Origin of the sequence: Parabacteroides sp. B2-S-102 (genome assembly GCF_023656665.1) — a bacterium.
GTDB classification, from domain to species: Bacteria; Bacteroidota; Bacteroidia; order Bacteroidales; family Tannerellaceae; genus Parabacteroides; species Parabacteroides distasonis.
The window spans coordinates 1-15,203 of record NZ_JAMOKM010000036.1; the positions used below are offsets into that span (position 1 = coordinate 1).

Annotated in this window: 11 protein-coding genes; all 11 read right to left on the bottom strand. The window is 38.7% G+C overall.

The genetic code is table 11. The features are described from left to right. Nucleotides 1-228: 228 nt before the first annotated feature. The 11 genes from NBH07_RS22050 to NBH07_RS22100 all read right to left on the bottom strand — a co-directional run bounded on the left by NBH07_RS22050 (nt 229) and on the right by NBH07_RS22100 (nt 15,112). Nucleotides 229-1,143 (bottom strand): endonuclease/exonuclease/phosphatase family protein, encoded by a 915-nt coding sequence (locus NBH07_RS22050; protein WP_009016735.1) that lies wholly within the window; start codon nt 1,141-1,143, stop codon nt 229-231. Nucleotides 1,144-1,180: 37 nt separating this feature from the next. Next, nucleotides 1,181-2,023 (bottom strand): endonuclease/exonuclease/phosphatase family protein, encoded by an 843-nt coding sequence (locus NBH07_RS22055; RefSeq protein WP_009016736.1) that lies wholly within the window; start codon nt 2,021-2,023, stop codon nt 1,181-1,183. Between the two features lie 13 nt (nt 2,024-2,036). Continuing rightward, nucleotides 2,037-3,866, bottom strand: coding sequence for a RagB/SusD family nutrient uptake outer membrane protein (locus tag NBH07_RS22060; protein ID WP_009016737.1), 1,830 nt, complete (start codon nt 3,864-3,866; stop codon nt 2,037-2,039). A gap of 20 nt (nt 3,867-3,886) precedes the next feature. Then, entirely contained in the window at nt 3,887-7,450 is a 3,564-nt protein-coding gene (locus tag NBH07_RS22065; RefSeq protein ID WP_005863548.1) for a SusC/RagA family TonB-linked outer membrane protein, read from the bottom strand. Nucleotides 7,451-7,674: 224 nt separating this feature from the next. After that, on the bottom strand, nt 7,675-8,679 hold the full coding sequence (locus NBH07_RS22070) for a FecR family protein (protein WP_008777720.1): 1,005 nt from the start codon (nt 8,677-8,679) through the stop codon (nt 7,675-7,677). A gap of 75 nt (nt 8,680-8,754) precedes the next feature. Continuing rightward, a complete protein-coding gene (locus tag NBH07_RS22075) occupies nt 8,755-10,788 on the bottom strand; it encodes a transglutaminase domain-containing protein (RefSeq protein WP_005863552.1) in 2,034 nt (677 codons plus the stop codon). A gap of 18 nt (nt 10,789-10,806) precedes the next feature. Further along, entirely contained in the window at nt 10,807-11,895 is a 1,089-nt protein-coding gene (locus NBH07_RS22080; protein ID WP_005863554.1) for a BF3164 family lipoprotein, read from the bottom strand. After that, the gene (locus NBH07_RS22085; RefSeq protein ID WP_083785411.1) at nt 11,879-13,036 is read right to left on the bottom strand and encodes a DUF4221 family protein; all 1,158 of its coding nucleotides are present in this window, start codon (nt 13,034-13,036) and stop codon (nt 11,879-11,881) included. The genes NBH07_RS22080 and NBH07_RS22085 overlap by 17 nt, the downstream gene beginning before the upstream one ends. A gap of 120 nt (nt 13,037-13,156) precedes the next feature. Beyond that, nucleotides 13,157-13,375, bottom strand: a complete 219-nt coding sequence (locus NBH07_RS22090; RefSeq protein WP_157257407.1) for an NVEALA domain-containing protein — start codon at nt 13,373-13,375, stop codon at nt 13,157-13,159. A 207-nt stretch (nt 13,376-13,582) separates the two neighbouring features. Next, the gene (locus NBH07_RS22095) at nt 13,583-14,443 is read right to left on the bottom strand and encodes a DUF1573 domain-containing protein (protein WP_009016740.1); all 861 of its coding nucleotides are present in this window, start codon (nt 14,441-14,443) and stop codon (nt 13,583-13,585) included. A gap of 102 nt (nt 14,444-14,545) precedes the next feature. Further along, nucleotides 14,546-15,112 carry an RNA polymerase sigma factor gene (locus tag NBH07_RS22100; RefSeq protein WP_005863561.1) on the bottom strand — a complete coding sequence of 189 codons (567 nt, stop codon included), beginning with the start codon at nt 15,110-15,112 and terminating at the stop codon, nt 14,546-14,548. Nucleotides 15,113-15,203 lie beyond the last annotated feature (91 nt).

A 15,203-nucleotide genomic window follows, 5' to 3' on the forward strand; every position in this document is an offset into this window, starting at 1 on the left:
CCATAGTCTTGCCGAGACTCAGTTGAAATAGATCTCAGAAGGATATTTTACAAGAAATTAATCCTGCCTTTCCACAAATCTCCTGTGACGCAAAAGTAGGAAAATTATTATTTGATTGATTATTTTATCATTCTTTTCATATAAGATCATCTTCCCTTTTACTCCCCAGCAAATAAAAAGGGAAATATCTCACGACACTTCCCTTTTACCATGAATCTTATGTTTGAATTATTTTACTTCTACTACAATCATCACAGGGAAATGATCAGATGGAACACGAGCTACATGTTTTTGCATGGAGACCTCCTTCGGAAAATTCGCATTTTGCTCATTCTTCGCATCTTTCGCTTCCGAACGATATGTATCCGTCAAGACACCATATTTTTTCACATCAAACTCTTTCGTAAGGAATAAATGATCGATACGACTGTCTGTTTTGCGATCCGCATGGAAGGCATTAAACGTGCCGTTGGGTACATACCGGAAATCCGCTATCTGATAAGAATCCCGCATAATACCGGAATTGTCCAGTAATAAGTAGGATTCATTATGTTGATCCACATTAAAATCACCTGTCAGAATCGCCGGTAGCTTCTCCGGAAATTCTTTCAACTTCTTAAGGATAAGTTTCGCGCTTTCCGCACGGGCCTGTACGCCAATATGATCCATATGTAAGTTAAAGAACAAGAAAGTAAAGCCGGTTTGTTTATCCCGAAATTTACCCCATGTGCAAATACGGGGAAGAACGGCATCCCATCCCTTATTGGGGCGATCGGTTATCGTAGACAACCAAAAGTCCCCATGATCCAGTACCTCAAACTTCTCCTTACGATAAAATATGGCAGAGTGTTCCCCGGCTTGTTTACCATCATCACGCCCTACCCCGATATAATCATAACCGGGCATCGCATTTTTAAGGTCTTGCAATTGCTGGTACTTGCCTTCTTGAGTTCCGAAAATATCAAAACCGTGAAACTGAATCAACTGGGCGATATACGGATACCGTTGCCCCCAGCCATTACCATTCGTCGAGTCACCCGCATTCGCGTTACGCAAATTATAAGTGGCAACTACCATAGACTCCGCCTGCAACGCAAACACGGAGCAAAGGAGAAATAAGAAAGAATAAATTAGCTTCTTCATACCTTTATAATTATTTTTAACATCCTAATCCTTAAACTCAAAATTCAGCCTCAATCATAATCGGGAAATGGTCTGAAGGGTAATGACCGTATTGGAACTCATTCAACGTACCATATTTATTCACGTGAATATTCTTGGTAACGAAAATGTAGTCAATTCGATTCTTCATCGGAGCATTCAAATTAAATTGATTTGTCGTTCCTACCGTTCCATAGGGTGGTGTTTTTGAGATTTCCCGTGAATCCAACAGTAAACCATCGGATTTCAGTATTTGTATAGGCTCAGAATCCGGCGTACCATTGAAATCACCTACACAGATAGCAGGGGAATCCCCCGCTATCTTTTTAATATTAGCCAACATTATCAAAGCAGACTCATGACGTGCCACCTTACCGATATGGTCAAAATGAACGCTGAAGAAATAAAATTCCTTTCCCGAAACCTTATCCTTCAACTTCGCCCAAGAACAAACCCTCCGGCATTGCGCATCCCAGCCAAAAGAAGGCTTATCCTGTGTCTCCGACAGCCAGTAATTTCCCGAGTCCAATAATTTAAACCGATCTTTCTTAAATAAGACCGCGGCATGTTCCCCTGCCTCTTTTCCGTCATCCCGGCCTACACCGACAAACGTATACGTATCATCTTTCACCAAATCCTTCACTTGGTGAATCAACCCTTCTTGAATCCCAAAGACATCAAAATCATGGAAATGAACCAAAGATACCGCCATGTCTTTGCGGTGTACCCATGAATCATCCTTATCCCCCTCATTATCATACCGCAGATTAAAACTACCCACGTTCAGTTTACACTTCTGTTGTCCGGATATCCCTATGCAGAAAGTAAATAAAGAGATAAACACTATAATTAAGTTTCTCATGATACCCCCTTGATTACCAGCCCGGATTCTGGCTTAGATTCGTATTGAACTGAATTACTACCTCCGGTATCGGATATAAGTACTGACGAGCCGGCCAGCTACGTCCGGCGTAATTATACTCCATCAAATAACCTCCTTGAACCGGCTTCACGTTAAGCACATTACTCTTATTTGTACCCACATAGACACCAATCGCAGCATACTTCTCATCAGCGATCTTATCCGTATCATAGAAATAGGCATCATAATTACCATCGCCATTCACATCCAACGGTTGGTTAAGTGATGGGATAAAGATACCTTCCCAAGGATCGTTCACCCAAAGATCGCAACAATTCCAACGTTTCAAATCATTTAGGCGCAAACCTTCCAGACAAAGTTCAATACCACGCTCACGACGGATCTCCAACAAGGAAGGATCAGAGATCGTCGGGTAATAAGAAGCGATATAAGGCTCTGCGGATGACGGACGGGTTGTCAATGTACCTGTCTGTGGTGTGCCTCCCGTAATTCCCGCACGAGAACGAAGCGCACCTATCGTAGCCGCCCAATCCGCATCAGTCAGTTCGCCTAATTCAGCCTTAGCCTCAGCATAGTTCAACAAAACCTCAGCATAGCGCATGATAGGAATGTCATTATCATTCGTAGCCGCATCATCGTAAGCCACGTCATCCATGGCAAACTTCGTAAACTGATATCCCGTCAATGTATGTCCCGTAAAATTAGCCGCGGTCGGCTCATAAACACCAGAAGCATTCTTACGGGTATAATCCGCTCCCCGGATCGTCTGGTTCAAGCGGGTATCACGTCCTGTTGTCTCCTCCACGAAATTCTTATAGCTTCCATCCGCTTTTTTCTCGACATAAGGCGTACCATCCGCATTCAGGTATGACAGCATAAATTTACGGCTCATGCATAAGTGCGGTCCGTAAGTAGAGGAATTATACCACCAATTCTGCTCACCCAGTCCTAACACCTTGTCAGTCTCGATAGCCATCATTACCTCCGTGGTAACGGCCTTATCGGCAATGAAAAGCTCGCGATACGCTCCACGGCCATCGCTATAAGCACCCGAAGTATAAAGTTTGTACGGTCCGTTATCCATAACTTCCTTAGCCGCCTCAGCCGCTAGTCTATATAAATCTTTGGCCGAATATTCCGTACATCCCGTACGAGCGATATCCAATTGGTCAGCGGCATGGTATTTACGCCAAGCAGCCTCAAACAAGCAAACACGAGATTTGAAAGCGGCAGCTGTCCATTTATTTACGATCGTTGAATTATGCGTGACATCCTCTTCCAATATATTCGTATACGCATAATCCAAATCCTCCAAGATATGCCCGATAATCACATCACGTGTATCACGCGGGTTATAAAGATCCGGGTCTTCAGCCTCGTTAAATACCTTATCAATCCAAGGTACCTCGCCATATTGTACCAATTTATCAAAATAGAAGCGAGCACGGAACAAGCGTGCGATACCATTGTAATTGTCACGGATAGTTGTGCTTAGTGACTCATTCACGTTATTCTCCAAAAAGAAATTTATATTACGAAGAGCGGACCATGACCAACTCGTCGCGCTATTCGTAGTATAAGCGCCAACCTCCATACCACCCAAGGAATTTTTCACCCCATAATCAGCCGTAGCATCACGCCGGAAAGCGCTTCCTCGGGAAGGCAAGACATTGTAAAATGAGTACGTATACGTCTTCAAACCATTCTCGGAGCTAAACACCATATCCACAGAAGCCTCCGACTTTGGTTCCTCATTCATCTCGCACCCCGAAAATATAGCCAAAAGTGCCACCAGACCGCTTAATAATATATTCTTTTTCATTTCGTATAATCTCCTATTCTTTAAAATGTAACATTCAGGCCGATGCTGAACGACTTCATCATCGGGTAATTATATCCATCACCACTGTTGCTGGAAGTCAAGTCCTTATCCGATTCACCGATATTCGATACATTGACATCCTTGGAATACTTGTAAAGCGGAGACCATGTAAAGAGATTTTCCCCGGAAAGATAAATTCCTACATTTGTCAAATGCAACTTCTTAATCCATTCTGATGGCAAATTATAGCCAACCTGTATGTTCTTCAAGCGTAGATAGGCCGCATTCATCAAATAGCGCGTGTTGGCGTTCTTATGACCTCCATAGAAAGGCGCATAGTAACCCGTGTAACGAGGCAAGAAAGCATCCGGATTCTCTGGAGTCCAATAGTTGTCCACATGCCAAGAGGGCATCTGATTATACGGACGATTGTACTGCCCCCAGAACGTAGAGGCTTCATTAGACGGATACCAATCTTGCTTACCCACCCCTTGGAAGAAAGCACTTACCCAGATATTGTTCCAATCGGCAGAGAGCGTAAAACTATAAATATAACGAGGTTCCTCGTTACCAATGATCTTACGGTCGCCCGGATCATCTACCGTATTCTGTCCGCGGTCAATATAGCCGTTGCCATTCAAGTCTTCGAACTTAATATCGCCCGGATACAACTTATAGGTTTTCGATGTTTGCATAAGTGGGTTATAATAGGATTGCCCCGCAGCTTTCGCAGCGGCCTCAGCCGCATCGATGCCAGCTTGATCCTGCCACAAGCCATTGGATACAAACCCCCAAATCTCACCGATACGCATTCCCTCGTAATAATTCTTGTCGAGCGACTGATTTGCGTACTCGCTCAATGACATATTCGCGTTATTAAACTTGTCGATCACTGAATAGTAATCCGCCAATGTTCCCTTGATACTATAATTAAACCGCTTACCAGCTAAATCAAATCCATCTTTCCATTCCAAAGACAACTCATAACCATAGGTAGACATATCCGCATAATTACCTTTCGGCGAGGAAGCACCGAACACATCCGGTACGGTCGGGCCATTCACGATCATGTCGGTTGTTTTACGGATATAATAATCTCCGCTCACGGTCAAACGATTGTCGAAGAATCCCAAATCCACTCCGATATCATACGTCGTGGCGGTTTCCCACGTCAAGTTGCCGGGAAGAGCCGCCGGAGATGACATATAATTCTGCCGCAAACCGTCAAGAATATAATCAGACTTGCTGATACCCAATGTCTGGATATACTGATAATTACTCAATCCGGCCGCATTGCCCAAAGAGCCCCAAGAAAACCGGACCTTAGCGTTAGAGATATGTTCGGACTTAACATTCCACCAAGGTTCTTGCGAGATTCGCCAACCCACGGAAGCCGAGGGGAAGAAAGCCCAACGCTCATCACTCGGGAAGCGGGAGGAACCATCGTAACGTCCGTTTACCTCCAATAGGTAGCGATCGTCAAAGGCATAATTCAAACGGAAGAAAGCGCCGCCAAACTGATAAGCCTTCCATTGTGAGGTAATGCTCCGGTTATCAGTACCCATCACCAGATTCATGTTGTCCACGTCATCCGTCAACAGGTCATCATTATAAGCATAGATACGTTTGAAGCTAGATTTCTCGTAATTCCATCCAGCCATAGCCTTAAAATAATGTTTCTCGGCAAAGGTTTCCTCAAACTCCGCAAAAAGGTTCGTTGCTAGATAGTTCGTATGATCAGTTGTCTCCGCCAAGTTGGAGTAAGTACCCGTGATATATTCGATCTTACTTTCGCCATTCGCATCGGCCGACCGCGCATATGGCGAACGCACCTGTTTCTTAGTCTTCTCTTGCGTCTTCTGTTGATAAGTAAAATCACCATTCACACGCAAACGGTCACCCAAGAACTTCGCATTGAATGTCGTAGTATTCTTCAAGTTGGAGTTCTTTGTCGTAATACCGCTACGTCCATAAAGCAAATCGCCTACGGTATAGACGGCAGAATAAGTCATCGTACCATCAGGGTTGAACAGTGGCGATGACGGGTGTCCCTCGTCCGCGATATTTCTCCATACCACACCAGAACCTTCCGAATAGGTAATCGGATTGTAGTATTTATTATGGGAAAACTCAAAGTTATTGTTGATCTTCAACCAAGGAGTTAACTGATAACCTCCTTTGAAGCGCATATTATAGGTCTTGAACTTATCCGTTTGCTCATCGCTATCGAAAAGTCCATCGTAACTATAGAAACGTCCTGACAAATAATAATCAAACTTCCCGTCGGAACCCGAGATGGAAAGATTTTGATTCTGCGCAAAGACACTCTTCTTATACATCAGATCATAATAGTCGGTTCCTTCCGGATAATATACATAACGGCCTTTTGTACCGATAGAGCCATCAGAGATCACCGTCCCGAAATCGCCCGTCTCATGACGGCGCTTATACTCGTCCAGCCAAGCCACGGAAAATTGCTGTGTCTTGTTGATACCAGAAGGATTCGCTTGATTGTAATTAAAATAAGCGTCATAAAAATGCTTTGCCCAAATATAACCATCGGAAACTACATCCGGCACATTCTGTGGTGATTGTAATGAATAGCTAGAAGACCATGTCACCTTCGGCTTACCTTCCGTAGCGTTCTTCGTCGTGATCAAAACCACGCCAAATGGAGCACGTGCGCCATAAATAGCGGAAGCGGCAGCATCCTTCAATACGGAAATACTCTCAATATCATTCGGATTTAACATAGAAGGGTCTCCTTCCACACCATCAATCAACACCAAAGCACTACCCCCATTGATAGAACCGGCACCACGTACGTTAAAATCCGCCGTACGCCCCGGTTTACCATCAGACAAGGAAATATTCAAGTTCGGGACAACTCCTTCTAACATCTGAGTAGCGTTAGCCGTAGGACGCCCCTCGAATACATCACTAGTCACTTGCTCTACCGCACCAGTCAAATTCACTTTTTTCTGGGAACCATAACCCACCACGACTACCTCATCCAGCTTCTGCGTGTCCTCATGAATAGATATAACCAAATTATCTTTATTGCCTACCGGAACATCTTGAGCCACATAACCAATATAAGAAACCTGAAGTATCGCATTCGGAGTTACCTCAATAGAGAAATGACCATCTATATCCGTGATGGTACCATTGGTAGATCCTTTCACGACCACATTCGCCCCGATGATTGGTTCCCCTTTCGGGTCTGTAATCGTACCGGTAACTTTCTTATTACCTTGTTGCTGAACAGTTTTTACCGATGATAAAACGATCTGATGACCCGATTTCAATACATAAGCCACATTCGCTTGCTTTGCTATCGCATCCATTACAGCATTAATATCCGCATCTTCCACGTCAACAGAGATCGGAGAATTCAGACCTTTGATCCCATCATTATAGAAAAAACGATATTCAGTCGTTTCCTCTAATTCTTTAATAACCTCCCGCATCGGTCTATCCTTTACCGACAACGATATCTGGGCGGCAATCGCAACTCCGGAAAAGCCCGACAATAATTGGGCATACAAAAGTGTCCGGAAAAAAGAGTGCTTGAAATTACTCATTTTTAAAAATTTTTTAATAATACATAGATTTTAAACAGGTAACTTTACAAGCAAATCATTTACATATTCTATCTTATTTATAACCGGCTAGTTATTTCCTTGAAGATATTATATACAAGTGATTTTGCTTAAGAGGAAGAAGGGCCTTGCCTTTCTTCTTTTTTTACTACAATCATCTAGCTCATCTCATAGGCTTCTTCTTTATTAGGTTAACACTCAACTTTCTATTTCTCATTTAAATAAATAGTATCACCTACCGACACATACGTAATCGGAGCCGTAAGGCTTATTATTTCAAATACATTATCCAGACTATTATTCCGGATCACCCCCGAGAAACTGTAGCCTTTAATCTTATTGGACAAAAAACGAACTTCAACATTATACATTCGATTCAACAATACCACGATCTCCTCCAACGACTCGCCAGAGAAGGCCAGTTCATTCGTACGCCAAAGACGGGCATAAGAAGCATTTGTCGGGTGATTAACAGATAATATATGACTAGACTTATTAAAAACCGCACTCTCATCCGGAGACAGAATCACAAACTCTTTTCCAACCGCTGTTCGTACACTGCCTTCAAACAAGGTCGTAACCACCTCGTCATCTTCCTCATACGCCTTCACATTAAAAGCTGTGCCTAGCGCCTCGACTTCCATATCCCCCGCATTTACCAAGAAACGGCGCAATGTATCTTTCGAAACTTCAAAATAAGCCTCACCAGATAAAGAAACTGATCTTTCTTTCACGCCATAATCACTCTTATAATTAAGTTTAGTATGCGAATTTAACCATACTTTCGTCCCATCAGGAAGAACCACGCTAGCACGTTGCCCATTATCTGCCAACACCACATAATCCAATGGATCAGGTGGTGGGACCTGTCTCATATTATACCAATGGGAGCCAATTCCAAGGCCTATACATATTAAAGCCACCGCCGCATAAGAAAGCCACTTCCATAAGGTATGCGGTTTCTTCTTTATCTCCAGAGTTTTTTTCTCTTGTCTCATCCGCTTTTTAATCTCACAAAACATCTGTCCTTGTAGCTTAGGAGGAAGCTTTTTCCCGGAAGATTCTTCCCATCTAGACTTATAAAAAGCCATGATCTCTTCCTTATGATCGGGATCTCTAAACCACGCCAAAAGAGTTCGCTCTTCTTCCGGTGAAGTCTTACCACTCATGAAGCGATCCAATAATTCGATATGTGTATGCATTTTTCTCATCGTGTAATAAGTATATCCCGAAAAAGAACTTTACCCTTACACGGAAAAATCAAGAAAGCCTTGATTTAACACAAATTAATACCACACTTGTTTTCCGCCTTCATAAGTAAACGGGCGATGTTCTTTTCCTCGTGTATGGTTATGAATACGAAAAATAGATTCCCGTGGAATATTTTGATAAATTAATTTATTGTCTTCGGCATACTGTTTACCTAATGATATCCACTTTTTGTCCCAATAGAAGAGTTCATATAATTCTCCCGTTACGATCTTATTATCATCATTCCTCGGATAAAATTCCACCTTCGCTATCTGTTTAGGTTCGCCTAGATCTAGAACAACAAATTGATCTTTTTGAAATTGATCTGGTTGATAATAAGACACTCGGTCCTGATCTGTCACCAAATCGAGACCATGTCCTTTAGTCCCTTCATTTCCACCCCACTCTCCGGAAAACTGCTGGCCATCGCCTCCAAATACTTTTATTTCCGCTATAGCGTAAAAATAGCCCAATGGCTGTGTTTCTTGAAAATCACAGATCAAATAACGATATTTTTGGGAAACAGATATACGGAAACTATCCACATAAAAGGGAGGATTTTCAATAGAATATATCAAAGAACGATCCGAAAGATCTTTCTTGTTACAAACATAAAAGCGGGTTCCTATCGTTCCTGCGGCTTGAAGCGCCGTATTCATTCTATATGGAACTTTTGAATAGAATGTAGCAGAACTTTCCGCTTTTTCAAAATCTGGTAATAACTTACGTAATTTACCTTCACGAGTCAGAATAAACGCATCTCCAGCAGGTCGTATCTCTCCATCATTATAATAAGCGGGAAGATAGAGCATGTTAACCCCCATTTTAGGAAAACGTACCTTGGAACCTTCCGGTCGCCCCCAACACACTGGATTCCAACCAATAATATCATAGCAACATAAATAGACATATTCTTTGGGATGTTTCTCATTCCAAAGTGGTACCTCTATATCTTCGCATACGACATACTGGTCCGTGATATCTTGAATCCCCGGATTTTTGAATAAAGGAGGTATTTCTTCTTTAGACAAGATAGCGAGCGAGTGGGGTTGTATCCGATAGTTATACCTATAGACTTTAGGAGCAGTCCTACAATATTGAATAGTAATAGTCGACGGAAACATATCAATTTTAGATTGATAGACATCTCTCCAAAACATCCCGTCTATCTTAATGTCATCCTTAGTAAGGAAAGGTCTTTGTGTATTATCATATATCATGCCGAATTGCTTACTCCCTATAATCTCGACCCATGAATGAGGATATTGTGAATTTCCCCAACAGGGAACCATATTTAATGCAGCAGGTATACCATTCGCCCTCAATGCAGCAATTTTATATGTAGACTTTTCTAAACAAGTTCCCATTTGAGTGGCTACTATATTTTGGAAAGTCATAGGGCGCAATCCTTGATATTTACCGGTAAAGATTATCCATTCATTGAGAAAGCCCTGCTCTACCTCATCCGATATAGCTTTACCAATTTCTTCATACGAACACATATACATAGAATCTCGTAGTGAAGCATATTTTCGATCAAAATAACTCCCAGCATGTTCCCAATGACAATTATCTGTAGTGTAAGGGAGTACATAATCAAAGAAAATATCCCAGTCCATATTCTTACACCAAGGATATCGCTCTTTATTTTGAAAACACTGATCTATATGATGTATAAGATAATCAGAAGACAATTCTTTCAAATCAGATAAAAAGCGAGGATTTACTTTTGTATAAGAATACAATTTGTTTATACTATCATATATAGCGTATTGGATATCATATAAAAAGGAACCGTATGTCTCTCTATAATTAGCGAAAGCATCGAAATACACATGGTTTCCTTTCACCGAGTTACTATCTAATACTTGCTTCCCTATCATATTACTTATTAGAAAGCGGGCAGCTTCCTGTTTCTTCTGATTATCCTTATAATGATCTAGAACAGCTTCTAACTCCGATCTATTTTCTCCGGAGTTATCCAACGCTAATTCCAATAGAACATTTTCATTCGAAGAACAAGCATAAAAAGTTAAAATAATAAAGAAAAAAAAGTATCTTACTATCATAGCTAAAATGCTTTTTTACTACCATGTAAATGTAACCTTTGATAGATCAAAAGAATACAGATGATAATCATCATCCCAGCCCAAGGCTATTAGTTCTTTATCATCGTTTGTCACACAAATATTGAATAGTTTTATATCAGTAACTAATCGACAAATACATTTTCCACTCCAATCATATACTAAAATGTCATTACTTAACATAGTATCTAACATTCTTGTATTAGTATGCTGATTCAACTTTTTCCCTGAATATAAAGTATAAATATAACGATCAGTCGCATATATATCCGTATAACCGATTACATTCTCTTTGCCATGCTTTATGCCGTTCCTGCCAGATCTACTATCATCAATGTATATAGGATAAATATCGTGATAACGTTTTATGAGCATTGGAATCGTATCTATCTGATATAGTTCAAAGATAGCGCCAGAGGCCGCAACCGTAGCCAATCTATCTAATACTGAATTATAAACCATATAGCCTTGATAGGCAAATGTTTTACTTTTACCTCCACTATCGTTCCCATCATTTGGAAAATCGCCAAAAGACTTCACATATTTACCTGCACAATCAAACAAAGCATATCTCTTAGTATTTGTTTCCTCTTTATCAAGGAGTCCAGAAACGACATACCCATGCTTTGTTTGAATAGCAGAGAGAAACATATATTCCAAATTCACAATAGAAGAAATACTTTTAGATAAACTTTTGGTTATAATTTGTTTCTTTTGTATATCCAATATAATCACATTTGATTTATCTTTCTTTTGCATCAAACGAGGCATGATGTTTTCATCTGGGCCTTCTCCTGTTTGGGAAAAAGATAGAATACTGTCTTTTGTATAATATATTTTATCCAAAAGAGAATCACCTAAATAATTCTCTTTGATTAGACATTTCTCACTCTCAAATAGCATCATCCTCCCAAACGAACTTAACTTATAAGTATCCGCATTGAGTTGATTTGCTTTTATATTAACGACTTGTAGAAAGTACTCTTTGGGATCTATTTCGTTCTGTTGACAAGAGGCAAAGTGTATAAAAATAAAAATTATAATTAATATATATTTCTTCATATTATTCTTTTCAAACAGCTGAATCATTATACTTCTCTTTGCTTTTACATAGCCTAAATAGTCTAAATATCAGTTTATCATCATCATAATTTGGATTTTTATAATGATTTTCAGAAATATACAATCCTTTTTCATCAATATACATCAGATTTGGATTATATGTATATTCAGGAAAAACAGTCTCACCTATTATATTAAAGTTTTTATCTAGAATTATAATAGAAAATATCTTTCTTCCAAAATCCCACAATTCCATATAGTTTTCTCTATTATCTATCTCTGTTTTCAAATAGCAAACTCTATAATACACATCACGGTATTTATCATATAATAAGTTACCATAATTTGGATTTTCACACATAGATTTTAATGTTTCATTATAATCATTCGGCATCACAACCCTATCAATATAATTACTTTTTACATTCACTCTTTCAACAATATTGTGATCTATAGAAGTTATAAATATATCTTCTTCATAGAAAAAAGAATAGATAAATTTATCACCATTAAAACATCTACTAAAATACAATTCTACACCAGCATTCTTTTTTTTATTATCTGCACCACTAAATCGGGGATATTCAAATGGAAGTTCTTGTACATTCCCTGTATTTAGATCAATCATTGCAGATACAGGGTTGGGATATTTCCATCGATTACACTCCGACAATACAAAAAGATTATTATTAAATTTAAGTATAGGGTGATAACTAAACGACAAAGAGTTACATGCGTTTAAAACATTTCCATCTTTTGATTTTCCATAATAAATTTTTTTATTTATTTTCCCCTCTTTATTTACACTATATATTTCCGGGAGCTGTAAACTCGTCAGATAAATACTATCTAGACTGTCAATATAATACCCTAAGAAAAAACCAACTCCATTATCTCCCTCTATATCAAGATCTATTTTGAAGGCCATTTCTTTTGTCTGTATATCATAAAAAACAATCTGATTTTTGAAACCATTTTGAAAACTAATATATTGATGTCCATCTTTATCTGTATAAGGAAATAGAGCTTTAATATATGGTTCTACATCATAATTCAAATCAAATGTCATATTACTATCCTTTTCCAAGTAATACATATAATTTATTTTTTCACAAGACAAAAGAGCAATTAAGCTTGATAATATTATTAGCAAATAATATCTTTTCATTTTATAAGTATTTGAGATAAGTTTCAATCGTAATAATTAGGTTCTACAACGAATTATATAGATAAAAACAAAGTTATTTTATTACATATTTCACTACAAAAACGTTATAGAACCATAAAATTAATCACATGGAGCACAACCGATAGACCCACTATTACAACAAGCTCTTGTATCTAAGTTCAACCAGCAACTCCAATGAGTAGTACATTCTTCACCCGCAAGAGCTTCTATATTGCTTAACGCTAATCCAGACAAAGAAGGATCAATATTATTTTTTAGAATATTAATCATCACCAAACAGAAAACAATAACAATAAGAATAATTCTTAATTTCTTCATAACGCTCATAATATAATTATTTATAAGATCTTTATATTTTGCCTAATCCTCTTTAGTTAGAATAAGATATCCTCTGTATCTTTTTTTACATTTAAATAAATTTTAGACTTTCACATCACCTCCTTTCTGATAATATTTTGGAGCGAATAACTTGCTGTGATAGCTTCTAATATATCAGGCAAGTTTCCCTTTTATAATTTGACTTTATCAAATCGTATTTCCCCGTATATTGAGTTTAATTAATTGATTTGTATTACATTTTACCGTGATTGTCTCATCAAAGAGTCCCTTATTTTCAGGTGTCACTCCCACTTTAATATGAAGAGATTCACCGGGCTGAACTGGATGTTTATCAAACAAAGTTTGAGCACATCCACAAGTGGTAGTTACATCTATAATAACTAAAGGTTGGTCTCCTGTATTGACAAGCGTAAACAAAGTGTCTTTACTCTTCCCTAAAGGAATAGTTTCTAGTAAGAGTGATTCCTTTTCCACTTTTACGGTTGTCTGAATTGGTGCAACAGGTTGTTTCCTACTTATTTCTTCCAAATATAATTCTTTTACGTTCGGGTTATGGACAGGATTACCTATCACTACCACTTTATTATTCTTGTCTAATAAAAATACTTGAAACCGAATATCTTTTGGAAAATGATTGAGCTGATTTAGACTGTCTGATCGATCCAAGCAAATCGGCTTGTCAAAATTCTCTCTTATTAATAAAGAATGTATCTCCCACTGATCATCAAACTGAAAAAAAAATAAGAAAGGGATATTCTTCTGACTGATAGAATCTGTATATCGGATAAATTCTTTCCAACGGGATAATTGCAATTTACAACTCGTACAACCAATTGAGTCTACAAAAACCAAGACTTTGTAATCCGAAGTCGGGATTACGAAATTAGTTGTATCAGATGCAAATCTGGTAAAGACCATATTTTCCGGAAATAGAATCTGCTTACCCTGCCATTCTTTAACCAACAATGTTATTATTTCCTTTTGCTTATCTTGACAAGCTGATAGGAAAATTGTTAATAGTAATATGATTAGATCTAAAGGTCTCATTTTATGTAAATGTATATACGTTTGTTCATCATATAATATAATACGTATATCCGATAAAAACTATCTACCCCTACAAACCACAAGATATTTAATGCTTATTAACTATAAAAAGAGTGTTATAAGGCAAAGAAAGCCATCAGAAGAAAGTCGATCTCGCAAAAAACGCAAAGCCCTACTCAACTGTGTCTCCACAGTCTTTTCTGAGATAGAGAGGCGTTCCGCTATTTCTCTATATGATAAATGTTCATGACGGCTCAAACGGAATATCTCCCGACGTGATGGCGGTAATTCTTCTATCAAGCTATTAATATATTCCCGTAAAGACTCTGCGTCGATTCGTTCTTCCATAAGCGAATCGACATCTGATAGCTGTCGTTGTAGGCTTTCCGTCAGTTTTTCAGAGAGTAACCGGTTTTCTGTCTCTTTATAAACCAAGTTACGGGCTATGGTGAAAAGATAGGCATCAAAGTTTTGTTCCGGATCTATAGTCTCATGCTTCTCCCAGATTTTAAGAAAAACGTTTTGGGTCAAATCCGCCGCCATAGATTTATCATATAGCAACGAATAAACAAAATGATATACATGCTGATTATATTCCCAAAATAGAGTTTCAAAAGCCTTTTCATCTCCATTCTTCAGATCTATAAGCAAATTTCCATCCATTTTCATATCACATATATATTATATATCCCCGCCATACCAACTTATCTCCATTCTGCTTATTCGCAGTTCATATACTTTAGTTCTGATGAAACTACGT